The 23872-nt window shown below is 64.3% G+C and carries 28 protein-coding genes and 1 tRNA gene; 10 read left to right on the top strand and 19 right to left on the bottom strand.

Features of this window, described 5'->3' with window-relative positions; translation table 11 throughout:
• Positions 1-2: 2 nt before the first annotated feature.
• A complete protein-coding gene (locus ACAX61_RS03575) occupies positions 3-257 on the bottom strand; it encodes a hypothetical protein (RefSeq protein WP_370713444.1) in 255 nt (84 codons plus the stop codon).
• A gap of 128 nt (positions 258-385) precedes the next feature.
• Between ACAX61_RS03575 and msrB the strand changes: the two genes are divergently transcribed.
• Complete coding sequence (gene msrB / locus ACAX61_RS03580) at positions 386-862, top strand: peptide-methionine (R)-S-oxide reductase MsrB (RefSeq protein WP_370713445.1); 477 nt, start codon at positions 386-388, stop codon at positions 860-862.
• A 6-nt stretch (positions 863-868) separates the two neighbouring features.
• Here the strand turns inward: msrB and ACAX61_RS03585 are convergent, their stop codons facing one another.
• Complete coding sequence (locus ACAX61_RS03585) at positions 869-1399, bottom strand: CHAP domain-containing protein (RefSeq protein WP_370713446.1); 531 nt, start codon at positions 1397-1399, stop codon at positions 869-871.
• A gap of 337 nt (positions 1400-1736) precedes the next feature.
• Between ACAX61_RS03585 and ACAX61_RS03590 the strand changes: the two genes are divergently transcribed.
• Positions 1737-2288 (top strand): hypothetical protein, encoded by a 552-nt coding sequence (locus ACAX61_RS03590; protein ID WP_370713447.1) that lies wholly within the window; start codon positions 1737-1739, stop codon positions 2286-2288.
• A gap of 38 nt (positions 2289-2326) precedes the next feature.
• Here the strand turns inward: ACAX61_RS03590 and ACAX61_RS03595 are convergent, their stop codons facing one another.
• The 7 genes from ACAX61_RS03595 to ACAX61_RS03625 all read right to left on the bottom strand — a co-directional run bounded on the left by ACAX61_RS03595 (position 2327) and on the right by ACAX61_RS03625 (position 7667).
• Positions 2327-2569 carry a hypothetical protein gene (locus ACAX61_RS03595; RefSeq protein ID WP_370713448.1) on the bottom strand — a complete coding sequence of 81 codons (243 nt, stop codon included), beginning with the start codon at positions 2567-2569 and terminating at the stop codon, positions 2327-2329.
• Positions 2570-2594: 25 nt separating this feature from the next.
• A tRNA-Val gene (locus ACAX61_RS03600) sits at positions 2595-2670 on the bottom strand.
• Positions 2671-2733: 63 nt separating this feature from the next.
• A complete protein-coding gene (locus ACAX61_RS03605) occupies positions 2734-4218 on the bottom strand; it encodes a S41 family peptidase (protein ID WP_370713449.1) in 1485 nt (494 codons plus the stop codon).
• A 78-nt stretch (positions 4219-4296) separates the two neighbouring features.
• On the bottom strand, positions 4297-5715 hold the full coding sequence (gene lpdA / locus ACAX61_RS03610) for a dihydrolipoyl dehydrogenase (protein WP_370713450.1): 1419 nt from the start codon (positions 5713-5715) through the stop codon (positions 4297-4299).
• 26 nt (positions 5716-5741) lie between these two features.
• Positions 5742-6140 (bottom strand): acyl-CoA thioesterase, encoded by a 399-nt coding sequence (locus ACAX61_RS03615; RefSeq protein WP_370713451.1) that lies wholly within the window; start codon positions 6138-6140, stop codon positions 5742-5744.
• The gene (locus ACAX61_RS03620; protein WP_370713452.1) at positions 6137-6331 is read right to left on the bottom strand and encodes a hypothetical protein; all 195 of its coding nucleotides are present in this window, start codon (positions 6329-6331) and stop codon (positions 6137-6139) included. The genes ACAX61_RS03615 and ACAX61_RS03620 overlap by 4 nt, the downstream gene beginning before the upstream one ends.
• A gap of 7 nt (positions 6332-6338) precedes the next feature.
• Positions 6339-7667: a pyruvate dehydrogenase complex dihydrolipoamide acetyltransferase gene (locus tag ACAX61_RS03625; RefSeq protein WP_370713453.1), complete on the bottom strand. Its 1329-nt coding sequence runs from the start codon at positions 7665-7667 to the stop codon at positions 6339-6341.
• A gap of 170 nt (positions 7668-7837) precedes the next feature.
• On the opposite strand from ACAX61_RS03625, the gene ACAX61_RS03630 reads away from it, so the two are divergent.
• Together ACAX61_RS03630 and ACAX61_RS03635 are read left to right on the top strand one after the other, a co-directional pair.
• A complete protein-coding gene (locus ACAX61_RS03630) occupies positions 7838-8293 on the top strand; it encodes a universal stress protein (protein WP_325283056.1) in 456 nt (151 codons plus the stop codon).
• 56 nt (positions 8294-8349) lie between these two features.
• Positions 8350-9651, top strand: coding sequence for a M28 family metallopeptidase (locus ACAX61_RS03635; protein WP_370713454.1), 1302 nt, complete (start codon positions 8350-8352; stop codon positions 9649-9651).
• A gap of 17 nt (positions 9652-9668) precedes the next feature.
• On the opposite strand, the gene trxB is transcribed toward ACAX61_RS03635, so the two are convergent.
• On the bottom strand, positions 9669-10640 hold the full coding sequence (trxB, locus tag ACAX61_RS03640) for a thioredoxin-disulfide reductase (protein ID WP_370714889.1): 972 nt from the start codon (positions 10638-10640) through the stop codon (positions 9669-9671).
• Positions 10641-10755: 115 nt separating this feature from the next.
• On the opposite strand from trxB, the gene ACAX61_RS03645 reads away from it, so the two are divergent.
• From ACAX61_RS03645 to ACAX61_RS03665, 5 genes are all read left to right on the top strand, one after another.
• Positions 10756-11364, top strand: a complete 609-nt coding sequence (locus ACAX61_RS03645; RefSeq protein ID WP_370713455.1) for a peptidylprolyl isomerase — start codon at positions 10756-10758, stop codon at positions 11362-11364.
• A gap of 133 nt (positions 11365-11497) precedes the next feature.
• Positions 11498-13090: an isocitrate lyase gene (locus ACAX61_RS03650; RefSeq protein ID WP_370713456.1), complete on the top strand. Its 1593-nt coding sequence runs from the start codon at positions 11498-11500 to the stop codon at positions 13088-13090.
• Positions 13091-13203: 113 nt separating this feature from the next.
• Positions 13204-13380, top strand: coding sequence for a hypothetical protein (locus ACAX61_RS03655; protein ID WP_370713457.1), 177 nt, complete (start codon positions 13204-13206; stop codon positions 13378-13380).
• Between the two features lie 281 nt (positions 13381-13661).
• Positions 13662-14522: a LexA family transcriptional regulator gene (locus ACAX61_RS03660; protein WP_370713458.1), complete on the top strand. Its 861-nt coding sequence runs from the start codon at positions 13662-13664 to the stop codon at positions 14520-14522.
• A 304-nt stretch (positions 14523-14826) separates the two neighbouring features.
• On the top strand, positions 14827-14961 hold the full coding sequence (locus ACAX61_RS03665; protein ID WP_370713459.1) for a hypothetical protein: 135 nt from the start codon (positions 14827-14829) through the stop codon (positions 14959-14961).
• A gap of 249 nt (positions 14962-15210) precedes the next feature.
• Here the strand turns inward: ACAX61_RS03665 and ACAX61_RS03670 are convergent, their stop codons facing one another.
• Together ACAX61_RS03670 and ACAX61_RS03675 are read right to left on the bottom strand one after the other, a co-directional pair.
• Positions 15211-15936: a hypothetical protein gene (locus ACAX61_RS03670; RefSeq protein WP_370713460.1), complete on the bottom strand. Its 726-nt coding sequence runs from the start codon at positions 15934-15936 to the stop codon at positions 15211-15213.
• Between the two features lie 325 nt (positions 15937-16261).
• Positions 16262-17416: a tyrosine-type recombinase/integrase gene (locus ACAX61_RS03675; protein ID WP_370713461.1), complete on the bottom strand. Its 1155-nt coding sequence runs from the start codon at positions 17414-17416 to the stop codon at positions 16262-16264.
• Position 17417: 1 nt separating this feature from the next.
• Between ACAX61_RS03675 and ACAX61_RS03680 the strand changes: the two genes are divergently transcribed.
• Positions 17418-17909 carry a hypothetical protein gene (locus ACAX61_RS03680; RefSeq protein WP_370713462.1) on the top strand — a complete coding sequence of 164 codons (492 nt, stop codon included), beginning with the start codon at positions 17418-17420 and terminating at the stop codon, positions 17907-17909.
• Positions 17910-18053: 144 nt separating this feature from the next.
• Here the strand turns inward: ACAX61_RS03680 and ACAX61_RS03685 are convergent, their stop codons facing one another.
• The 7 genes from ACAX61_RS03685 to ACAX61_RS03715 form a co-directional block, all read right to left on the bottom strand.
• Positions 18054-18851, bottom strand: coding sequence for a DNA adenine methylase (locus ACAX61_RS03685; protein WP_370713463.1), 798 nt, complete (start codon positions 18849-18851; stop codon positions 18054-18056).
• A gap of 328 nt (positions 18852-19179) precedes the next feature.
• Entirely contained in the window at positions 19180-19392 is a 213-nt protein-coding gene (locus ACAX61_RS03690) for a hypothetical protein (protein ID WP_370713464.1), read from the bottom strand.
• A gap of 43 nt (positions 19393-19435) precedes the next feature.
• Positions 19436-19894, bottom strand: coding sequence for a hypothetical protein (locus tag ACAX61_RS03695; RefSeq protein ID WP_370713465.1), 459 nt, complete (start codon positions 19892-19894; stop codon positions 19436-19438).
• On the bottom strand, positions 19891-20478 hold the full coding sequence (locus tag ACAX61_RS03700) for a lysozyme (RefSeq protein ID WP_370713466.1): 588 nt from the start codon (positions 20476-20478) through the stop codon (positions 19891-19893). The genes ACAX61_RS03695 and ACAX61_RS03700 overlap by 4 nt, the downstream gene beginning before the upstream one ends.
• Positions 20478-20678 carry a hypothetical protein gene (locus ACAX61_RS03705; protein ID WP_370713467.1) on the bottom strand — a complete coding sequence of 67 codons (201 nt, stop codon included), beginning with the start codon at positions 20676-20678 and terminating at the stop codon, positions 20478-20480. The genes ACAX61_RS03700 and ACAX61_RS03705 overlap by 1 nt, the downstream gene beginning before the upstream one ends.
• A 77-nt stretch (positions 20679-20755) precedes the next feature.
• On the bottom strand, positions 20756-21994 hold the full coding sequence (locus ACAX61_RS03710; protein WP_370713468.1) for a cellulase family glycosylhydrolase: 1239 nt from the start codon (positions 21992-21994) through the stop codon (positions 20756-20758).
• Entirely contained in the window at positions 21991-23838 is a 1848-nt protein-coding gene (locus tag ACAX61_RS03715; protein ID WP_370713469.1) for a LamG-like jellyroll fold domain-containing protein, read from the bottom strand. Before ACAX61_RS03715 ends, ACAX61_RS03710 begins: the two co-directional genes overlap by 4 nt.
• Between the last annotated feature and the right edge of the window lie 34 nt (positions 23839-23872).

Raw genomic sequence — 23872 nt, forward strand, 5'->3', positions numbered from 1 at the left:
CCTCAGGCGGCGGCGCTGTCCCCGGCACAGGCATCGCGCTCGGCAGCCACCGCAGCCGGCCGCGCGCGTCCCATGGTCCAGTTGCCCTGCATCCGCACCTTGGGATTGGGCGCACACCAGATTTCGCCGTTGGCGTCCAGCGCCGTGACCCAGATCAGATTATGTTCAGGTCCATAATCGATAACGGCAAAGGCCAGGCCAGGTCCGCGTTCGAGGACATGGACAGGGATTGGCGGGTCGAGTTGCTGAAATGCCATGACGGTTCTCCGATCCGCTAAGCGTTCGGACGGGCGCCCGGTTCCGGCATCCTTTTGTTCCGGGGCATCGAACCTAAATTATTATCGCCGACCAGATGTTTTTGTCACAACCCAGCCGGGGAAGCCGCATGTTGGACCGTCGCAAGTTCCTGTCGATGACCGCTCTTGGCGCGCTGGCGTCCGCGTGCGGTTCGCCGCCGTCGCGCGCGGCAGAGCGATTTCCGTTCATGCTCAGCGAGGCCGAATGGCGCCGCCGCCTGTCCCCCGCAGCCTATGACGTGTTGCGAGAGGGGGATACCGAGCGGCCCTATAGCTCACCGCTGAACAAGGAAAAGCGGCGTGGCATCTTTACCTGTGCGGGTTGCGAATTGCCGCTGTTCCTGTCGTCCACGAAGTTCGAAAGCGGCACCGGCTGGCCCAGCTTTTACGCGGCACGCGACAATGCAGTGATCGAGCGGTCTGACAACAGCATGGGCATGCGGCGGACCGAAATCCTGTGCCGCCGCTGTGGGGGTCACTTGGGCCATGTGTTCGACGACGGCCCGCCGCCGACGGGAAAGCGTTATTGCATGAACGGCGTGGCGCTGTCGTTCAGGCCCGCCTGAGGCGGATCATTCCGCCAGAACAATAGCCGAATTGACCGCGACGGGAGTTGCGCTGGCCAGCGTGACCTTCGGCAGTTCGGGCGCTTCGTCGGCATAGATGAAGCCATGTGCCGGGTTGGCGCTGGTTCCGACCGCACCGATCGGGCCGTACCACACGCGCACTTCGGTCCAGTCGTTGTCCGGCGACACGTCGATTGCGCGGACATCGGTTTCCACCCCGCCGCGAACCGACCAGTTGGCGTGGGTCAACAGCACTTCGCGGTCGCTGACCACGCGCGATACCATCGCGACATGGCCCAGCGGCATACGGCGGCTGGACGCCATCGCCAGCACCGCGCCAACGCGCGGCGTGTTCCCGCGGGCATAACGGCCGGCTGCCTGACCCCACCAGGTATTGGCGTTGCCGTGAATCTGGATGCCGGAAATCTCACGGGCATAAGGGGCGCACTGCCAGAACTGAGCGAAGGCCGGGGTTGCCGTCAGCAGGCAACACGCCACCATCGCGGCGAAACGCGCCGCCAGAACACCCGATTTCATGAGACCCCCAAGTCCCCGTTAATCCCGAGCCGGGGTTAAGCAGGCCCGCACTCGCGGATAAAGGGGGCCGACAAGCCGATCCGATGAACGGTTGGCTGCCGGCGACGAACCGCGAAACCTTTCCGAAAGTCGGAAAATCGGCTCGTCGCCTGGCAACGCGTTGCCCAAATGGCACGGCAACCGCTTTTGCGACGTGTCGCCATTCCCGCCCACACTCGATGTTGCATCGCACCAATATCCATGATCCATTGGTGAACCGGCCACGACAATCGGTTCAGGCTTGCTTTAACCATTTCGTGGCACGTTAGGTCGTGCTGTTAGCGGGATGGGGTGTGACATGGGTTCACGGATGAAGCCTGCCGAAGGGGCAATGGCCCTTGCCGAGATGAAGGAATTTGCAGCATTCAGCGCCGCGACGCAGCGTTATGTGCGTCGCTCGCTGGACATCGGTCTTGATCGTGACGACGCGCTGGCACGCTGGTCGCGCGATATTGTCGAGGCAGCCAGCATCCGTGCCCAGGCGCGCATGTACGACCGGCTGCCCGAACTCCGCGCGATGGTGCCGGAAGATAACGGGCTCGATTCGGTCGAGCCGTTCATGGCGCCGCTGGTGACGCTGTCGGCGTTCGATCTGGGTCAGGGCCGGCTGACAACCTTCTCAGCCTATCGCTTTCTTTACGAGCGTCTGATCGGCGCGGAAGCACGGCCATGGTTGCCGGCGGCATTCTGTTCAGCGGCAGCGCTGCCGACGCTGCACCCGGACCTGCGCCGCCGGTTGCTCCAATCGATCAGCGAAGCCGCTGCAACGGCTTCAGGCTGGTCAGCGCGGCAGCCCAGCTTCTACCCGGCATGGGTGGAAAAGGTGGATACGACCGCCCTTCCCAATTAACGGCGCGACCGGCGCGACCGTCGGGGGGCGGTCGCGGCTTATTCGGCCTCGGCGGTGTTGCCGGCCTCATCGTTAGCGACGGCGTCGGCAGCCAGCGACTGCGCCTCGGCATCATTGGCCGCTGCATCGATCGCGGTCAGATTGTCGCCGTCGAAAACCTCTTCATCCACCGGCAGCGCAAGATCGGCCTCGCCCGCATTTTCGACCGGCGCGGTCGCCGCGCCGTCGTTACCGCCACATGCGACCAGCGCCAGCGGCAACAGGGCCATCGATCGGATCATGAAAAGCCTCTCCACTGCGCGGCGATGGTGGGCGGTGACGGGCTCGAACCGCCGACCCTCTCGGTGTAAACGAGATGCTCTACCAACTGAGCTAACCGCCCGCCGCGAACGATCGGCTCGTTAAGCGAGGCGAAGCCCGCCCGCAAGCCCTTTGCGCAACCTTATCAGAACAGGCCGGGCACTTCGCGCTGGGCTGGCGTTGGCTTGGCGGGGCTCAACAACTGGCGTTTCGTCCCGACGCCGTTGCGGGTGGCGCTGGCGCTAAGGGCCGCCACACCGGGTCCGATCGGCGTGCAGCTTCGCCCGGCGATGAAATCGAGCGCCGCGCGCGTGGAGGATTCCTGCGGGTCACCCATCGGATAGGCTGAGTCGTCCGCCGCTTGGCAACTGGCGCGGACCAGCGGCTCCATACCGGCATAATAATCGCCCTGATTGTCGCTGTTGCGGGTGGTGAACGCCACGACACGCAGCCGGTCGTCACATTCCGGCCGGTCGAGCGCAATCTGCCCCACCGGCTTGCCAAAGGTATTGGTGCCGATCAGCGCGACATCTTCGGCCAGATAGGGAATGAAGTTGTTGATCGCCAGTTCGCTGGCCGATGCCGTACCGTTGGTTGCGATGAAAGCGATACGGCGCGGGCCGATGGATTCGGCCTGAGGCGCGAAATAGCGCACACGGTTGTTCGCGGCCTTTTCCGGGCGATAGGTGATGCGGCTCTGCACATCATTGGCGGTCCGGTCGCCGCCCATCAGGTCGCTGAGCAACCCTGCCACCGAAACCAGCCCACCGCCATTATAGCGGACGTCGATGATCAGGTCGCGCACGCCTTCTGCGCGGAACCTGGCGAACGCCTGTCGCAATGCCGGTTCCGCCGGGTTGATGAAGGTGCGCAGATTGACATAGCCGACCTTGCCATTTGCTCCGTCGAGAATCCGCACGCCGTTGCGCGGGGAGACGGGCGCGACGTCGTAGCTCCGCGCCGTCAGCGTCACTTCGCGCGTGCCGTTCGCATCGGTCACACGCAGCACGCGCATCGTGCCCGCCGTCGACGCTCCCAATGCGGCGTCCAGCCCGCCAAGCCCTTCGTTGGCGATGATATCCGACACACTGCGAAGCGCGTTCGCCGAATTGCCGATGGCGACGATTTCGGTGCCGCGATCCAGCCCCGCATCGAGCGCTGGAGCGCCTTCGAACGCCTCAAGCACGCCAACGCGGCGGCTTGCGGTATCGACGCCCAGGCGAAAGCCGAACCCGGCACTTTCACCCGATTCGTAGAAGGCATTTTCTGCCGCGATCGAGGTCACATAGGTAAAGAAGCGATCGCGCCCCTGCCCGCGTGCCGTCGCGGTCAGGGCATCGACCCACGCATCCAGACTGCCGACGCTGGCGGGGTTGGGCGCGGCCGGTAGCGTTTCGGGAAACAGATACCATTCGCGAAGCTGCGCCAGCACCCAATCCTGCCGCGCGCCAAGGGTACAGGCCACAGGCTCGGGCGTAGGCGTGGGGGTCGGAGTAGGCGTGGGCGTGGGTGTAACCACCGGCGTGGTCGGCGCCGTGGTACTGCCGCCCCCGCCCCCGCCACCACAGGCGGAAAGCATGGCGGAAATGGCGACGACACTCGTCGCGCGAACGCGGAAGCGACTGAACATGCTGGACAACATGACAAGCGTTTCTGCGATTGTCAGCCCGAATTGCGCGGCCGGATCGTACCGACCGCGCAAAAATCGTCAGATGTGTAGTGCGCGCCCATAAGCGGCCAGTACGCTTTCGTGCATCATTTCGCTGAGCGTCGGGTGCGGGAACACCGTCTGCATCAACTCGGCCTCGGTCGTCTCCAGCTGCTTGCCCACGGTATAACCCTGGATCAACTCGGTCACTTCGGCGCCGACCATGTGCGCGCCCAGCAATTCGCCGGTCTTGGCGTCGAAGACGGTCTTGATGAAGCCTTCCGCCTCGCCCAGCGCGATCGCCTTGCCGTTGCCGATGAATGGGAAGGTCCCCGCCTTGACCTCGTAACCCGCTTCCTTGGCCTTGGCTTCGGTCAGGCCGACGCTGGCGACCTGCGGGTGGCAATAGGTGCAGCCCGGAATGTTGCGGACATCCATGGCATGCGGGTGCACGTCCTTGTTGCCCAGCGCCTGGGCAATCGCCTCGGCCGCGATCACGCCCTCATGGCTGGCCTTGTGTGCCAGCCACGGCGGCGCGGTGATGTCGCCGATCGCCCACAGCCCGTCGACATTTGTGCGGCACATCGGATCGGTCTTCAGGAAACCGCGCTCGTTGGTCTCGACCTTCAACGTGTCGAGGCCAAGGTTCTCGGTGTTGGGCACGATACCGATGGCGACGATGACGTGGCTGAACGTCTCGGTCGATTCCTTGCCGGTCTTGTCCTTCAGCTTGACCGACACGCCATCGGCGCCCGGCTTCAGGTCGCTGATGCCCGCCTTGGTCATGATCTTCATGCCCTGCTTGGTCAGCGATTTTTCAAGGAAGGCCGACACGTCGGCGTCCTCGACCGGCACGATGCGGTCCATCATCTCAACGACGGTCACGTCGGCGCCCATGTCGTTGTAGAAGCTGGCAAATTCGATTCCGATCGCGCCCGATCCGATGACCAGCAGCTTCTTCGGCATTTCCGCCGGGGTCATGGCGTGGCGATAGGTCCAGACGCGCTTGCCGTCGGCGGGCGTCCCGGGCAGGTCGCGGGCGCGCGCGCCGGTTGCCAGGATGATGTGCTTGGCCGACAATTCGGTGGTCTTGCCGTCCTTGTCCTTGACCGACAGCTTGCACTTCCCGGTCAGCTTGCCCTCACCCATGTGCACGGCGATCTTGTTCTTCTTCATCAGGTGCGTGACACCCTGATTCAGCTGCTTGGCGACCCCGCGTGAGCGCTTGACCACCGCTTCCAGATCGGCGCTGATGCCCTGTGCAGCCAGGCCATAATCCTTGGCGTGCTGCATATAGTGGAAGATCTCGGCCGAACGCAGCAGCGCCTTGGTCGGGATACAGCCCCAGTTGAGGCAGATGCCGCCCAGACTCTCACGCTCGACGATCGCGGTCTTCAGCCCCAGCTGTGCCGCGCGGATCGCCGCGACATAGCCGCCCGGCCCGGAGCCGAGCACGATCAGGTCATAGGTATCAGCCACAAGGAATCTCCCGAGGGAAAATGGGATCAATCGACGCCGGCGATCGGGCGCGGACGGCGCGCCTCGTCGATCGCGACGAACACGAAACGCGCCTTGGTGACGCGACAGCTTTGTTCGACATGACGGCCACGCCGCCATGCTTCCACCTCGATGGTCATCGAAGTGCGGCCCGTGCGGACCAGATTGGCATAGACAGAGACTTCGTCACCGACCGCGACGGGAGCGAGAAACTCCATCGCATCGACGGCGATGGTCACCGCCCGCCCCCTGGAATGGCGCGCGGCGACCAGCCCCGCCGCCATGTCCATCTGGCTCATCAGCCAGCCACCGAAAATATCGCCATAGGGATTGGCGTCGGCGGGCATCGTCGTCACGCGCAGGGCGGGGTGGCCCGCCGGCGGTGTCTCCGGCGTCATGGCGTTCATGCCGCCACTCCGCGCGCCGCGCGCATGACGGGCCGCACGCCCATCAGCGCGACGATCGCGACCGATATCCAGGTGATCAGCCAGATGTTGTCGCGACCCACCGGATAGGCCCATGACGCCGCCCAACCGACACCATAGGCGCCGGCGATGCTCAGCACCGTGTAGAGCACCTCAAGAATCAGCCGACCCACGCGCATGTCACGCGATCATACCCATCGGGCTTTCGACCAGTTCCTTGAACAGCTTCATCAGCTGCGCACCATCGGCACCGTCGATCGCGCGGTGGTCGAAACTGCCGGTGGCCGACATGACCGTTGCCACGCCCAGCGCATCGTCGACGATATAGGGCCGCTTTTCGCCAGCGCCGACCGCCAGGATCATGCCCTGCGGCGGGTTGATGACGGCGTCGAACTGCTTGATGCCGAACATGCCCATGTTCGAAAGCGACGCGGTGCCGCCCTGATATTGTTCGGGCTTCAGCTTGTTGTCCTTGGCCAGCGCGCCCAGTTCCTTCATCTCGGTCGAGATCTTGGACAGCGCCTTGTTCGCCGCATCGCGCACGATCGGCGTGATCAGGCCGGTCGGCGTCGACACCGCAACCGAAATATCGGCGCGGCTGTAGCTGACCAGCTCGTTGCCAAGGAAGGTGACGTTGCACTTGGGCGTCGCTTCCAGCGCCACGGCCAGCGCCTTGATCAGCATGTCGTTGACCGACAGCTTCACCCCGCGGCTTTCCAGCCCCTTGTTCAGCTCGCCACGCAGCTTCAGCAGCGCGTCGAGGCGGATGTCGACCGTCAGATAGATGTGCGGGATCGTCTGCTTCGCCTCGGTCAGGCGGCGGGCGATCGTCTTGCGGATGTTCGACAGCTTCGACACTTCGTGCGGAATGCTCTCGTCATACCAGACCGCCTTGGTCTCGGCAGAGGGCGCAGCGACCGGGGCCGGTGCAGCGGCTTCAGCCTTGGCGGCGGGCGCTTCGGTCTTGGCCGCGCCGGGCTTGGCACTATCGACATCGGCCTTGACGATGCGGCCGTTCGGACCGCTGCCGGTGACGGCTGACAGATCGAGACCCTTTTCGGCGGCAAGGCGGCGCGCCAGCGGGCTGGCCTTTACGCGGCTGCCGTCATCGCTTTTCGAAGGCGCAGGTGCGGGGGCAGCCTTGGCCGGTTCGGTCGATCCGGTGGCCCGTTCTTCCTGCACTTCCTGCTTGCGCGCTTCGTCGGCGCCCTTGCTCTCCGCCTTGGGCGCATCCGCCTTGGGCGCTTCGACGCTGGCGGCGTCTTCGCCTTCTTCGGCGAGGATGGCGATGACGGTGCCGACCTTCACGCCGTCCGATCCTTCGCTGACGAGGATCTTGGCGATCGTACCTTCGTCGACGGCTTCGAATTCCATCGTCGCCTTGTCGGTTTCAATCTCGGCCATGATGTCACCGGCCTTGACGGTGTCGCCTTCCTTGACGAGCCATTTGGCGAGCGTGCCTTCCTCCATCGTCGGCGACAGCGCGGGCATCTTCAGTTCGATCGACATGAAGGGAGATTCCTGCCTTTCCTGGGGTTAGGGCCTCTTCGCCATCCCGCCCGCCCGGGTCAAGGGGCGTCCCGTCAGCATACGTATCTTGCGGTGACGCAAAGGCGACCTCTCTTGCGCTCAAACGCATGGGCGTCCACGTCAGTGCCGCAGGGGAAGGATGACTGGCGATGCGTACGTATCTGGTGGTGATTGACGAAAGTCCGGAAGCGGAAATCGCGATGCGATTTGCCGCGCGGCGCGCGGTGAAGACGGGCGGATCGATCGAAATCCTGGCGCTCGTGCCCTCGACCGAGTTCGTTCAGTGGGGCGGCGTGATGGCGACCATGGAGGAAGAAGCGCGCCTGCGGGCGGAGGCGCTGGTCGCGGGCGCGGCGGGCACGCTGCTGTCCGAATCGGGGATCAAGCCGTCAATCACCGTGCATCAGGGCGAAGGCCCGAAAATCGTGCGGGAGATGATTGCCGCCAATCCCGACATCGCCGCATTGGTGCTGGGCGCCGCAGCCAGCGGCCCGCCGGGTCCGCTGGTCAGCCATTTCGCCGGGCCGGACGCGGGCACGCTGCCCGTGCCGGTGATGATCATCCCGGGCAGCCTGGACCGGGAGGGGATCGACCGGCTGAGCTGAGCCAGCTGCGCGACGGGCGTTGACAGCCGGGGCCCGCATGCCGCCTAAACACGGCCATGCGCTTTACCCTCCCCCTCATCGCCCTTGTCGCCGCTCCTGCCCTTCAGGCTCAGGAAGCACCTTCTCCCCAGCGGCTGCGCGCCGATGTCGCCACGATGGCCGCGTTTGGCACGCGCCATTCGGCATCGACCACCACCGATCCAAAGCGCGGCATCGGCGCCGCGCGCAACTGGGTCGAGGCCGAGTTCAAGCGAATCGGCAAATCATGCGGCGGCTGCCTGACGACGGAGCGGCTGGCCCGCAACTTCACCGGCCCCCGCGCCCCGAACGGGGTCGAGATCGTCGACGTGCTGGGCGTGCAACCCGGCACCGAACCGGGCCGCGTCGTCATCCTGATGGGCCATCTGGACAGCCGCAATTCGGACGTGATGGACGCATCGGGCGACGCGCCCGGCGCCAATGACGACGCATCGGGCGTCGCGCTGGTCATCGAAACCGCGCGCATCCTGTCCAAGAGCAAGCACAAGGCCACGATCATCTATGCCGCGCTGTCGGGCGAGGAACAGGGTCTGTGGGGCGCGACGCTGCTGGCCGAAACCGCCAAGGCGCGCGGCTGGACCGTCGATGCGGCGCTGAACAACGACATGGTCGGCAATACCGTGGGCCAGAACGGCCAGCGCGTCGCGGACCGGGTGCGCGTTTTCTCCGAAGGCATCCGGATTTCCGAATCGATCGAGGAACAGATCCGCCGCCGCGGCAATGGCGGGGAGGATGACGGCCCCAGCCGCGCGCTGGCCAAGGCGATTCGCGGCACGGCCGAGGCGATGCCGGGCGCACTGGAAGTGTTCGCCGTCCGCCGCCCCGATCGGTTCGGGCGTGGCGGCGACCATGAAGCGTTCCTGCGGCTGGGCTATCCCGCCGTCCGCTTCACCGTGGCGGCGGAGAATTACGATCAGCAACACCAGAATCTGCGGACCGAAGATGGCCGCGTTTACGGCGACACGATCGACAAGATGGATTTCGACTATGCGGCCAAGGTAACGGCGATCAACGTCGCGGTCGCGCGGCGGCTGGCCGACGCACCGTCCGCCCCGGCCGAGGTCAGCGTCGACGGGGCGGTCAGCGCCGATTCGACCGTGCGCTGGTCACCGGTCACGGGCGCCAGCGGATACCGCGTCCACTGGCGCCGCAACGACAAGCAGGACTGGACCGATCACCGCGACCTGCCCGCCGGGGCGACCGAATTGCTGCTGAAGGACGTGGTCGTCGACGACTATTTCTTCGGCGTCTCGGCGCTCAGTGAAAATGGCGCCGAAAGCGTCGTCAGCTTTGCCGGTCGCGCCGCGCCGCGACGGTGACCGGCTTGGAAGATGGCTCAGGCGGCAGCCTGAGCCTCTTCCTGCGCGAACTCGGCTTCGGCCAGGAAACGCTCGGCGTCCAGCGCGGCCATGCAGCCCGTGCCCGCGGCCGTCACGGCCTGACGATAAACCTTGTCCATCACATCGCCGCACGCGAACACGCCGGGGACCGATGTGCGCGTCGAACCCGTCTCGACCGCGATATAACCATCCTCGTCCAGCGCCACATGACCGCGGAACAGCTCGGTCGCCGGATGGTGGCCGATCGCGACGAAGCCGCCATCGACGTCCAGCGTCGAAAGCTCGCCCGTCACCGTGTCGCGCAGCTCGATGCCGACCAGACCCGCCGTGCCGCCGCCGTCGATGAAGCGCACGACTTCCTTGTTCCACAGCATCGAAATGCGCTCGTTCGCGAACAGCCGCGCCTGAAGGATCTTTTCCGCGCGCAGCGTGTCGCGGCGGTGGATCAGCGTCACGTCATGGCTGTGGTTGGTCAGGTACAGTGCCTCTTCGACCGCGGTATTGCCGCCGCCGATCACCGCCACCTTCTTTCCGCGATAGAAAAAGCCGTCGCAGGTGGCGCAGGCGCTGACCCCCTTGCCCTTCAGCAATTCCTCGCTGTCCAGCCCCAGCCACTTGGCCTGTGCGCCGGTGGCGATCACCAGCACTTCGCCCTCATACACGTCGCCGCCATCGCCGATCAGTCGGAAGGGGCGCTGGGTCACGTCGACCTCGACGATGGTGTCGTACATCATGCGCGTGCCGACATGTTCGGCCTGCGCCTGCATCTCACCCATCAGCCACGGGCCCTGCACGACCTCTCGAAAGCCGGGATAGTTTTCGACGTCCGTCGTGGTCATCAGCTGGCCGCCCGGCTGGATGCCCTGAACGACGATCGGCTCCATCCCCGCGCGCGCGCCGTAAATGGCGGCGGACAGGCCGGCGGGGCCGGACCCCAGGATCAACATGCGGGTCGTGTGGGTGGTCATCGCAGCACTTTCGTCCATAATCGGCAAAATCTTGGCCCGCCTCTATGTCAGGCGGGCATCGGCCTGCAACATGGTGCGGGCATGGGCGCATGGCAAAGGAGTTCGGCTTGTGGGCATGATGGGGTTCGTTTCGGCTGCAATCGCGCTGGCATTGCAGGTCACGCCAGCTCCCGCCCCGACGCCGACCGCACCTCCACCCCCCGCCCCCCGGACCGAGCGGGTGGCGATCGAAACCGACAAGGGCCGCTTCGTCGTGGCCGTCGAGGTCGAGCGGGCACCGATCACCGCCGCCAATTTCCTGAAATATGTCGACCAGAAGCGATTGGACGGCATCAGCTTCTATCGGAGGGTGAAGGCGGGCGACAAGTTCGGCTTCGTCCAGTTCGGGGTTCAGAATGATCCCAAGCGCGCCCTGCCCCCGATCGCGCATGAACCGACGACCAAGACTGGCGTACGCCATGTCGACGGCGCGATCAGCGTGGCGCGATTCGAACCCGGCAGCGCGCGGGGCGACTTCACCATCAGCATCGGCGACCAGCCGTCGCTCGACGCCGATCCCAGCAAGCCGGGCGACAATCTGGGCTATGCCGCGTTCGGCCGCGTGGTGGAGGGGATGGAGACGATCCACGGCATCCTCGATTCGCCCACCAAGCCCGGCGGCCATTTCCCCGATCAGATGATCGCCCAGCCCGTGACCGTTCTGAAGGCCACTCGCCTCCAGTAAAGACTTTACTGGACGACTGATCAAACTCGCGCAGAACCCGACTTCGCGACGTAAAGTCTTGGCCAAAGCCATCGCCCGGCAAACCCGGTGCCGTCATCATCGCGGCATCGGATTTTCCAAAGCGAGAAGCGCCATGACCTATAGCCAGACGATTGCCGACGCCGCCCGCACCATCGACGGGGCGGGCCAGAGCTGGGCCGCGATCAATGCCGAATCGGTGGCGCGGATGCGGGTCCAGAACCGCTTTCCCACCGGCCTCGACATTGCGCGTCATACCGCACGGATCATGCGCGCCGACATGGCCGCCTACGACGCCGATCCTGCGGCCTATACCCAGTCGCTCGGCTGCTGGCACGGCTTCATCGGCCAGCAAAAGCTGATCGCCATCAAGAAGCATTTCGGCACGACCAAGGGCCGTTACCTCTACCTCTCCGGCTGGATGATCGCCGCGCTCCGCAGCGATTTCGGCCCCCTGCCTGACCAATCGATGCACGAAAAGACCAGCGTGCCCGCGCTGATCGAGGAGCTGTACACCTTTCTGCGCCAGGCCGATGCCCGCGAACTGGGCGGCCTGTTCCGCGAGCTGGACAAGGCGCGCGCGGCCGGCAACGCGATCGAGGAACAGCGCATCCTGAACGCGATCGACAATCACGAAACCCATGTCGTGCCGATCATTGCGGATATCGACGCGGGCTTCGGCAATGCAGAGGCGACCTATCTGCTGGCGCGAAAGATGATCGAGGCAGGCGCCTGTGCGCTGCAGATCGAAAACCAGGTGTCGGACGAAAAGCAGTGCGGGCATCAGGACGGCAAGGTCACCGTCCCGCATGAGGATTTCCTCCAGAAAATCCGCGCCATTCGCTACGCGTTCCTCGAACTGGGCGTGGAGGACGGCATTATCGTCGCCCGCACCGATTCGCTGGGTGCAGGGCTGACCAAGCAGATCGCCTATTCACGCGAACCCGGCGATCTGGGCGACCAGTATAACCGCTTCCTCGATTGCGAGCCGGTCGATGCCGCCAGCCTGAATGGCGATGTCGTCATCAACCGCGACGGGCAATTGATGCGGCCCAAAAGGCTGCCGTCGAACCTGTATCAGTTCCGGCCCGGCACCGGAGAGGATCGTTGTGTGCTGGATTGCATCACCAGCCTTCAGAACGGCGCCGATCTGCTGTGGATCGAGACCGAAAAGCCGCACATCGACCAGATTGCCGGCATGGTCGACCGCATCCGTGCGGTGATCCCCAATGCCAAGCTGGTCTACAACAATTCCCCCAGCTTCAACTGGACACTCAATTTCCGGCAACAGGTGTTCGACGCCTGGGCTGCGGAGGGTCGCGATCTGTCGGCCTATGACCGCGCAAAGCTGATGAGCGTGGATTACGACGGCACCGAACTGGCCGAGGAAGCCGATGGTCGCATCCGCACCTTTCAGCGCGATGCGTCGGCACGGGCGGGGATTTTCCACCATCTGATCACCCTGCCCACCTATCACACGGCGGCCCTGTCGACGGACAATCTGGCACGCGAATATTTCGGGGAGGCGGGGATGCTTGGCTACGTCAAGAACGTCCAGCGCGCGGAAATCCGTCAGGGCATCGCCTGTGTCCGGCATCAGAATATGGCCGGCTCCGACATCGGCGACGATCACAAGGAATATTTCGCGGGCGAAGCCGCCCTGAAGGCGGGCGGCGCACATAACACGATGAATCAGTTCGCCGCCTGACAAGAGCTTCCTGGGGAGGAAGGCAGCCCGCCTTGGCTTTCAGCCGGGGCGGGCTGTTGCATGCGGAACAGGCCGCGTGGCGCGCTCGTTCAGATATGGCAAGGAGTGCCAACATGACCAACGAACGCACGGAAACCCAGCCCGACCCGAACATCTCGACCGAACCCGGCCACAAACAGGTCGCCCCCGACACCGCGACACAGACTCAGCCCGCTCCCAACATCTCGACCGAACATCAAAAGGAAGGCGACGCGCGCAAGCCCAGCGATACGCTGGATCGCGGCCAGTAACCGGCAATTTCGCCGCGATTTCGGGTGATGGTAGCGGAGGACCGCTCCGAACTGCGACGAGGCGTCAGCGCGATTAAGGTTTGATCTTCGGGCCGCTTGAGAGCGGCCCACCCCCCCACGACAGGCAGACCGGCAGGCGCGTCCGCGCGCCACCCTGACAGTTCCGGGTCTCGAGGCTCCCAGCGAGCCCTCGATCGATTTTTCACGTCCGCGCGTCGGCGAGCAGTGCTTCCGGCGGCGGTTTCGTGCGTCCTGATTTCTGTCCGTGGGGGACGGCTCAGATGCCCGCCGACCAGGCCAAGTTTCCGAATTCGACCGCTGCTGATCCTTCGTGTGCAATCCATGTGCCCAAGCCGATCGGCCACTTCATCCTCGCAGCTGCCGGCATAAAGCCGGATCGAGGAACACGATCATTCCACCAGCGTGGCGACAGCCCCCGATCCGGCGCACCGGTCTGGCGAAACAGCTATACGGTTGGGCAGATCGAAAACCGCATTTGGAAGCCGATCAATGGTGGCACGACGCGCGGAGGCAAGCGCTGGGCCGCCGCGCTCCTGAAGGCTGCCAAGCGGTTCGAACTCGTCACGCGCGCTGAGCGGCAGCAAGCTGAACCGGGGGCGCGCAACGGCGCCTTAGGCCCGGTCGCGATCGCGGTTCTCGAATATCTCTACGGCCTTGTAGATTTTGCCACTGGCCGGCTCGAGCCCGCAGTGCGCACGATTGCCGAGGCGGTCGGACATGCCTATTCGGCCGTGCACAACGCGCTGAAGCGGCTCCGCGAACACGGCTTCCTTCACTGGATGCGCCGCAGTCGGCCGAAGGACGACCCCCAGCCAGGCAGCGCAATCGTTGAGCAGGCCAGCAACGCTTATGCCCTTTTGGTGCCAGAAGGCCTGCGGGCTGGCTTGCAGCGGCTGCTTGGCAAAGCTCCTGCCCCGGAGTGCGAGGTTGATCGCAGAAAGCGCGAGACCGCCGCTTTCGACGCGATGCTGGAAGGCCTGACTGCTGAGAAGCGGCACGACGCAACGTGGAACGGCGACAGCCTCGTTGGCGAAACGCTGAAGAAGCTCGCCGCAGCTGTCGATCGACGCGATCGCAGGACCTGCGAATCCTCCACCACCGATGAAACCGGGGTGATCTAAAGATCACAATGAGGAATGGCCTCGCTTTGGCGAGGCCATGCACCAATAAGCTCTCCCCCTCCCCCGCAACCGGCTCGAATTCAGCCAACCGATCGCCAAGTTCCGGCGGTCGGACCGGGCGGCTGTGCCGCCCGATGGCTCGGCGAGGGGGAGGAGCAGGAACCGTGCCGAATAAAGCTTTACGGTCGGGGTGCGGCCTCAAGCATGTAATTTTTGTCTCACCTGACGGGATACTAGTCGCACGTGATACGTTGCGGCCGAGAAACGCCAGAGCGTTGCTCTGCGCCGGCGAGGGGGCGCGTCGGTGATTCCGACCGAAAGCGAGATCGAACAGCTTTGTAAAGAATCTGGGATGGGCCGGATGCAGGCGATCTATCATCTTCGCGCTCGAGCGAAGCTTCGTCGCTCGCACATGGCGCGCCGCATCTACGTCATTTGACCTCTGCCAGCACAGCACCCCGACCGGCGACGTGCGATCCGGGCCAACCAGTTGTGCGCCCCTCCGACCCTGCGCTTGACCTGGTGCGCGACACCTCGTGATTGCGATACGCCTATCAGGCGCAGCCTCGTTCAATTCAAAAGATAGACAAGCGCCTCGATCATGAGTTAATACCGAGAAATTGCTTGCCCAGCCGCCGTGCCTGGCGGTCTGGACAAGAAGTTTGAATACGTTAAGAGCGGCGGCTTATCACGCGTCGATACCGTAGTGGTAATAGGTCACTCCGTTGACTTCACGAGCGTACAAAAAGTCGAGTACGGTCACGTCACCACTAACTCCGTTGACGTCGATTTGCCCGCCAGGATTCAACTTTCCATCGGTTGACTTGGGTCCACCTTCGCCGGAAAGATCCAGCACCTTGTTGGCGCCAAACGTGATCGTCTCGCTATCATCCGCGTCATAGATCCGTCGGGTCGTTACGATCATGTCGTCCGACCCAAAGTTATCGATCGTGTCGAACCCCAAATTCAGGCCCAGAGCATTATCGAAAAAATAAGTCGTTGAGCCGCTCGCGGCGTCGAAGGTATCGTTCGTGACGTACCCTTCGGTAAAGCCAGACAAGCGCACCGAAGCATCCGCATAGGCAAAACCGCCGTCCTTGTTTCCAAGATATCGGAGGTTCAGCGTCTCGCTACCATCGGCGGCGACGATCGACAGCATATCGCCATCAGGGCTTTCTGCGGCATCGACAGCGATCGTCCCGTTTGGCCCGGGGGCGACGGCCTCAGTGCTGATTAGCCGATAATTGATTAGCGAATCATTCGTTCTGAAATTGAGAATGGTCTCATCACCAATGTCACCGCTCGTGACCACGAAAGCCGTAGCCTTATCTTCTCCGACGGTGACGCCGTCGACACTGTCCGAAACGAGAACGACAGATGCCGCAGTCGTGATTAGCTTGTCATTGCTTGCCATGATAATCCCCCTCTTTCCGGCGCGAGCGAAAAAACGAACGCACGCCGCTCGATCTGCTGCTGCGGCGAATCTTGCTCAGTCGCGCATGCAGCCGCTGTCAAAACTCAGGGAGCAAGTCGGAGTTCCTAGTTGGCGGAGGAAATTGTGGTTAATTATCTTGCAGTTGCGAAATGTGACGGCGTGCCCCCACGGTATACAACGCAACGCCGACAGCGCGCTTCACCCTTATCGTGACCGGTTCGGCTTGGCTCGGATCGTAACGCTTTTTCAGATGCGTGAGCCGGTTCAAGCAATTTGGTAGCCAATACGCCCGCCGTAGCCATTTTCAGCCTGTTAGTACGGTTGCCCAAGCATCAAACAGAGCCCGCCGACGGGCCAGTTGCTCGGCGCGGTTGTAGGCGCTTTCGACCTTTCCTTTCACTTGATGCGCCAGCGCCTCGTCGATTGCGACACGCTCGTCCGGCATTGCCTCGTTCAGCACTGTCGAAAAACTGGCGCGCCAACCGTGCGGCACATGACGGCCGGCCAGACCAGCGCGATCGTGCAACTCGCCGATCGCGCGTTCTCCGATCGGGAATATCTTTGCGGTCGGCTCACCGGAATGGCCGCGTGCAGCCTCAAGTACCGCCCGCGCGGCACGCGACAGCGGCACTAGGTGGTCATGGTCGGCCGAGGCCTTGCGCGCGCGGCTTAGCTTCAGGTGCGCGGCAGGGATGCGCCACAGCGGCGCGCCTGCGTCGTCGATCTCGATCTCCTCCCATGTGGCGAGCCGCAACGACCCGACGCGGACGGCGGTGAGCGCCAGAAACTGAGCAGCGAGGTTGACGATCGGCCGCGCGCCGGCTGACGCGATCGCGCGGTAGGCGCTGCGCGCGTCTGCGGCTGTTGTCACCGCAGGATGCCGGATGGGTGCTGCCGGCGGCGCGAGCTCGGCCGCGATCAGAGCGGCCGGATTGTCCTCGACCCAACCACGCGGGCGAGCGAACGCGAAGATCGCATCGAGGCGCTGCCGGACGCGGCGTGCCGTTTCCGCGCCCTCGATCGATTCGAGCAACTCGAGCAGCTCGGCCGCGTCGATCGCTGCGATCGCGCGTGCGCCGGCGCGCGGAAAGATATGTCGCTCGAGCGAACCGATAACGTCTGCTGCATGGGCGATCGACCAGCGCTCCCGCCGAGCCTCGAACCATGCACGCGCCGCCTGTTCCAGCGTGCGCGGTGCTAGTCGTTCCGCCGATCGCGCAGGGTCCTCGCCGATCGCGATCGCCGCGCGCGCCTGGTCCCGCCGTGCACGGGCGCCGTCGAGGGCGATATCGGGAAACTGGCCGATAACCAGCAGCTTTTCGCGGCCGGCAATACGATACTTCAGCCGCCAGGACTTCAAGCCGGTCGGCGCGACGAACAGGTGCAGCCCGCCTCCGTCGAACAGCTTGTACGCGCGCGGCCGCGGCCGCGCGGACTTGACGGCCGCGTTGGTCAGCATCTTGATGATCTTCCAGGAGGTGACGATGGAATCGGGGCAAGCCAGTATTTGGCTGGAGATCGCAAAGATCGCGGCACCATTCGTTGCGGCGGCCTTGGCTCTCGCCATTGGGTCATGGCGCTTTCGAAGCGAACGTCGATGGGAGAAGCGGCTATTGGCGTATGTCGATGCTGTAGCCGCGCTGAGGGAAATGCGTTCGGTTCGGCAGATCGAGTATAATGCCGTCCTGCTGCGACGGGAGCTTTCTGATCAAAATCACGCAGAACTTGCTGAACGCTATCGCGCGGCTCGTAATCGTTTGAACGAGGCGACCGCAGCAGCTCTGTTGCTATTTACGAAACGCGAAAGTGCGCCGCTGGTCGGACTGGAAGAAGCGCTCCGGCACATCTCGGAAACCGAAACCAGCTACGAGGGAATGCTGGACCATGAACTGGCCGTTCTGAAGCGTGGTCTTGATGAGGTTGGAAGGTTGGGTCAGCGAGCTTTGCGCTGACCGCGTCGGAGCTTCCGTCCGACGCGTTCAAAGGCCGGCCGCAGAAATCCTAGTGTTTGAGCATGGCTCCGGGCTGCCGATACCCCCGCCATACCCCCGGATTTGATACCCGAAAGCACGAACCGGGAGCATCGGCGAACGCCGCTACCGCGGGCGGTTGCGAATGATCAGCTCGGTGACACGCCGACCAGCGGCGGTCCCGCGCCCTGATACCGTCCAGGTCGTTTCGACTTCTTCAATTTTGAAGGCGGCGAAGGTCGAGCGGACAAAGTCGGTGTCGTTGATCGACAGCACGAACTGTCCTGCGATGCCGTCCAGCTGCTCGGCCATCTCCTCATACCGCTCGCGGCCGAACGGCAGTCCGTAGCCAGTGGTCTGGTCATATGGCGGGTCGAGGTAGAACAGCGTGTCTTTGCCGTCGTAACGCCGGATCAGCTGCGCGAAATCGAGCTGCTCGATCGTGACCGGTGCGAGGCGCGCGCTGAGCAGGCGGAGGTCAGCACGGAGCCTCGCGTGATTGAAGCGCGCTCCTTGCGCGCGATCGACGCCGAACGCGCGCCCTTCGACCTTGCCCCCGAAGCTCAGGCGCTGAAGGAAGAGAAAGCGAACCGCGCGCTCGATGTCGGTCAAGCCGGTCGGATCGAGCCGCTTCAGGCGATCGAATTCGCCGCGGCTCGCGAACAGCAGCTGCATCTCGTCGACGAACGGTCCGTAATGCCGCCGCACCACGCGGAACAGGTTCGCGACGTCGCCTGAGAAGTCGTTGATGACTTCGATCGGCGCCGGCTGCTGCCGGCGAAGGAAGACACCGCCCATGCCGACAAACGGCTCGACATAGGCACGGTGCGGGATGGTCTCGATCAGCGCGCACAAGCGCTTGGCGAGGTTCTTCTTGCCGCCAAGATAGGCAGCCGGGGGCTTTGCGCGGGGAAGCGCGGTCATGCGTGGTGTTTCCTCGGGGATGAGGAGCGACGGCGGCTAGACGCGCTCAGTTGGCCACCGTCGATTGACGGCGGATGCCGCGCCTGTCGGCGCGGAATTCTTGCGATGGTAGAGGGTGGCCTCGGGGGATCGCTGGGGCTGGCCTTGCCGCCGGTACCGGGCGGTTAGCCGCGCAGACAGGCTGCTGCACCCTGCGTATTCCCCCGAGGGGTCTTCTATTCCGCAGGCCACCCGGCGAAGCCGGCCAGCCTGTTCCGCGCGCGCGGGCCACCCTTAACGGCTAAGTTCCGAGCAGCGCGGCGGGTATGTCAGATGACGAGCACGACGTCTATCGCGGCGGGCAGGCCCGCGTTGCCGCATCAAGCGCATCGGCATGGTTCATCCGACGCCCCGCCTGGGCGCGCACCGCCTGAGCCTTGGCGCCTGGCGCGCGGGCCGCCCATTGTGCCGCTGGCACCAACTCGCGCAGCGGCGTGACCCGAGCCGGTCGGTTGACGACGCAGCCGACGGCGACAGCCACCGGCGCGGTCTCAACTCGCACGCGTGGCTCGGGCTGGCGAGCGGCGCAGGCCGCGAGCATCAGGCTAGAAGCCGTCGTGATACAGCGCGTCCAGGACCGCATTGCATTCCTCCATCTCTGTTTCGGCCGACAAGCGCTCGGTGCGCGTCTCAGCGGCCTGGGCGCGCCGGATCCACTCGTCACGCTGGCGGATCGTCGCTTCGGCCAGGCGGCGTTGCTCGACGCCGAGCTGGACCAAACGGTCGGTTTCCGCTGCCAAAGCGTCGATGCTCGCCGACTGCTGCTTAACAATCAGGCGCGCAGCATCGCGATCGGTGCGCGCATCATCCCTGCCCTTGACCAGCGCGGCGATCGCCTCGGGGGCCTTGTCCGGCTTTGGGCGATCAGGGATGGCGATCGTGATGCGTGTCAGCAAATCCAGGTATCGCGCGCGCAGATGATCGACGCGCGCTCCCCAGGCCAGGGCACCGACAAGCGCGATGACGAGCACCGTTTTTATCGGGTTCGCAGCCAGCCAGTTCATGGCAGCCCGGCCTTACAGATGCGGATCTCGCGCCGGCGCCGGTTGACCAGTCCAGGAACAACCCGCAACGGTCGGCCTGCCTTCTTCCACATGGCAAAGGCATCGCACCCCGCAGCCCACTGACCGGCGCGAAAGCGATGTGCGGCAGTCGACGCGCAGAACGACGGCCACCCGATATTATAGGAAAGGCTGATCGCAGCGTGCAGCTGCTGCTCGCGCCCCGTGGCGAAGAGCTGCGGCGTACATGCGCGGATCCGCGTCGCATGCTCGACCAGCTCGCGCTCAAGGCGGATCAGACAGCCGTCCGGCGTCTCAACCATCCCGGCGCGAACGTCGCGGGTCAGGCCGTCGCAGATCGTCCAGATGCCGACAATATCGCGATAGGCGGCCAGATACTGGCGGCCGGCTACGTGGCGCACCTCAATCGCCCGGTCAGCGCGTGGACGTGCTTCGACAACGCGACCGCTTTCGTCGGCCGGCACGCTGACGAACAGACCGGCTGCCACGACGGCGCCAACGATCGCCACGAGCGCGCTGCCAATGCTGCGGCGAGGCGCCGCCGGCATCACACCATAGCCGGGCATCAGTCCTCGTCTCCGGCCTTGGCAACCGGATTGCGTCCGATTGCGCGCTGGATCGTATCGGTTTCCCAGATGCGGATCATGGTCCAGATCACGGTCATCAGCGCCGCGATCGCTGGCAGCATGTCCGACAGCGTGCCGACAACGACACCGATCGATACCGCGTCGCCCAGCGCGCGCGGTGCTTCCTGAGGCAAGTTCATCGACCGGCTCCTTCCGAAACGAAAAAGGGCGACGCTCCGGCCGAGCGCCGCCCTGATGAGGGTTTGATGATCGTGGCTTATTTTCGGAGCGCGGCGATCTGCTTCAGCAGCGGCGACGCGCCGGTCTTCGTCGTCTGGGTCAGGCCATACCAGCCCCCACCGTTCGCATCGTAGGGCATGAACGTCGACATGATAAACCAGGTCGCATACCGGATCACGTCGGCGTTATCGTCCAGCCATTTGAAGAACAGCGGCATGGCGAAGCGGCCCTTGGCGTTGTTCGGGAACGCAAACTCGGTCAGCGCCAGGGTAAGGCCGGCTTCTCGGGCAGCATCGACGCTGGGCTGAAGCCGCTTGGCGATCCATTCCGCAACATCCGCGTCCGAATAGGTGTCGCCGAGCTTCATCACCTGCGAAGGATAGCGACCCGACGTGTCATCATCGAAATACTGGTGCACGTCGATGATGGTCCGGCCCAGCGGATCGCTATCGGCCAGCGCCTTTGCATCATCGATCTTGTCATCAAGATCCTGAAACGCCTGATAGCCGCTGATCGACATCGTCAGCGGCGTCGTCCAGCCCGCCGCACGGTGCAGGCGGACGAACTCCCGGCCGATCGGCCACCAGTCACTGCCGAGCGAATGAGGCTCGTTTACGAATGACGGGATGAGGCGCGGATGGTTCAGATAGCGGCCAAAGCCCGCCATGAACGATTCGTAGAGGCCGGCCGCCTTCTCGACCGTCAGCTTGGGCGTGAACATGTTACCGGTGGTAGGCGACTTCTGCCGCGCCTCCCGGCTCGCGCCATAGCCGTGTTCCTCGACGATGATCGTGAAACCCATGTCCAGCGCCGCATCCATCATCGGATGAAGATGCTTTTCGACCGCCGGGTCGACGACAAAGACCCCCGGCGTGGTCTCGTCCGACATCAGGCGCCGAGCGCGATATGGCACCCGGATCAACCGAATACCGTTATCCCATGCCAGCTGAAGCTCGGCGGCCGTGGGATAGAAATACGCGGTCCCATAATCGAGCCGATACGACGACATGCCGCCGGCGCCGATGTTGCAGCCAATCATGCAGCGCCGCGTGATCGGCACCGGTTCGCTCGCCGGTTCTTCGACAACCGGCGGCTCGGGGATGCGCTCTTCCGGGTCGGTGGCATAGGCGATCTTGCCGGTTTCCGGCAGCCCGTCAGGCACGATGCCCAGCAGGTAGAGCCGATCGACACCGAACTTCGTCCGATTCGCCTTGCCCAGTTCAATGATGCCGTCCGGGTCTTTGTCGGGCAGCATTGCGTCGAGGTAGTGGATCATACGGTGATTCCTTTCACTGCTACGGCATCACGGACACGCTGGTGCGCGGCGGCGATGTCTTCGGGCTGAAGGTTTTCGAAGATGGCGACATGCGCGATGTCGCCGAGCAGACTGGCGGACGTGCTCCCGCTCGATCGCTGAGATCCGATATAGGTGAGACCGCTGCCGGGGTTTGGAGCACCAGCGACCGTGCCGCTGATCGCTTCGGCCCCATTGACGTATGCGGCGATCGCCGGGCCGTCCTCGTAGACCGAAACCATCAGCCAGGTGTTTGCGGGCAGCACCGCGTCGTCAGTGAACGTCGTGGCAGAGGTTCCGCCACCATAACGCCGGATGTATTCGAGCCTGCCGCCGTTGAACCGAAGCTGGAACTGACGGCTGCTGGCATTGCTATCGTCACGCGCGGCAATCGTTTGCATCCCGGACGTCGCCGCGACCCGCACCACGAATGCCATCAGGCGCTTGTTCGACCCGTTCAGGCGCGGCGCTTCCGGCAGCCGGAGATAGTCGTTCGTGCCGATCGTCACGCCCTCGGCAATGAACGTCGGGTCTGCCGTGTCAGCTTCCACCTGCAGGCCAAGCGCCAGCACGCTGCCATGCGTACCGAGCAGATACTGGCCCTCGGTTTCACGGATCAGCCATTCGTCGACCAGCTCGGCCTCCAGTGGCTCGGCCGCCGGCGCAAACTGATCGAGGGCATGGGCCGATGGCACCAGTGCCGAGCGCGGCGCGCGATACCGCTCGAAGGCCTCGGCAACCGCTGCATACCAGCGATCGAGGTTGACCGCCGCTTCGGCCGCCGTCGTCGTGTTGGTGATCGTCAGCTCGGGCGCCCAGGCGTGCGGGTTCCACCACGTATGTTCGGGGTTGGGGAACTGCGGATTGACCGCCGTTCCGTAACCGAATGTGCGCGCCGCCCACAGCTCGCCAACATAGGGTCGATATTTGCCGCACCAGTTCGCCGTATTGGCAGGATCAAAATTGCCTTGCAGCTTGGCGGAGATCAGCCAGAACCATGCACCGGCGTCGCCGGCGCGGTAGTAGCTCGACGGATAGTTGCTGGTGCTGCGTTCGTTCTGCATGAACGCGCCCATTGCCCCTGCGGGAACGATGCGATGTACCCAGAAGTCCGCGTCGGAGCCGCTGTTGTCGCGGTTGAACGCGTGCCACTGGTGATACCCGGCAATCAGGTGCATGTCGCCGAACAGGCCCGGCGTCTCCGCATCCGGCCAGCTGTTCGAGGTCAGGTAGACCCACGACGGCGTGTCGCCGTTCGGGCCGGTGTTGAAGTTCGGCTGACCGATGATGCGGACGCGCCTGAAGAAATCGGGCTGCTGGCCAAGCTGGACCGCCTCATATGCGGCCTGCGCCACGACATCGAACGAACCCTGCACCGAGATCCACAGCTTGTCCTGCGGCAGCTCGCTGTCCGGATTGCCATGGGCGGCCGCCGCCGCAATCATCGCCTGGGCAGCGGCATGCGCGCGATCGTACTGATCGTCGTCGCCCGGCTCGCGATAGCCCTTCGAGGGGGACAGCGAACGCGGGCCTTGCACGCACAATGCCGTCAGTTCGGCTTCAGCCTTGAAACGCTCGGGATAGGGCGTGTGCGTCACCAAGGTGGCGCGATCGGCCTCATAGGCGGTGATCTGGTTGGTGAACCCGCTCGACAGCCCGCCAGGCATGGATGCTGCGAACCCGACCAGATTGAAGTGATCCTGCGTCGCCAGCCACAGCGCCATCGCACCTTCATCGTCGCGCTCCGCGCCGGGATCGATGTCGGCGGTTACGAAGACCGGGTATTGCGCAGTCTTCGCCGTGGCCGGACCGACCGGCGCAGCCATCCGGGGCAGCGAAGGCGTCGGGGTTGGTGTGGGA

Source organism: Sphingomonas sp. IW22 (genome assembly GCF_041321155.1).
In the GTDB taxonomy this organism is placed as follows: Bacteria; Pseudomonadota; Alphaproteobacteria; order Sphingomonadales; family Sphingomonadaceae; genus Sphingomonas.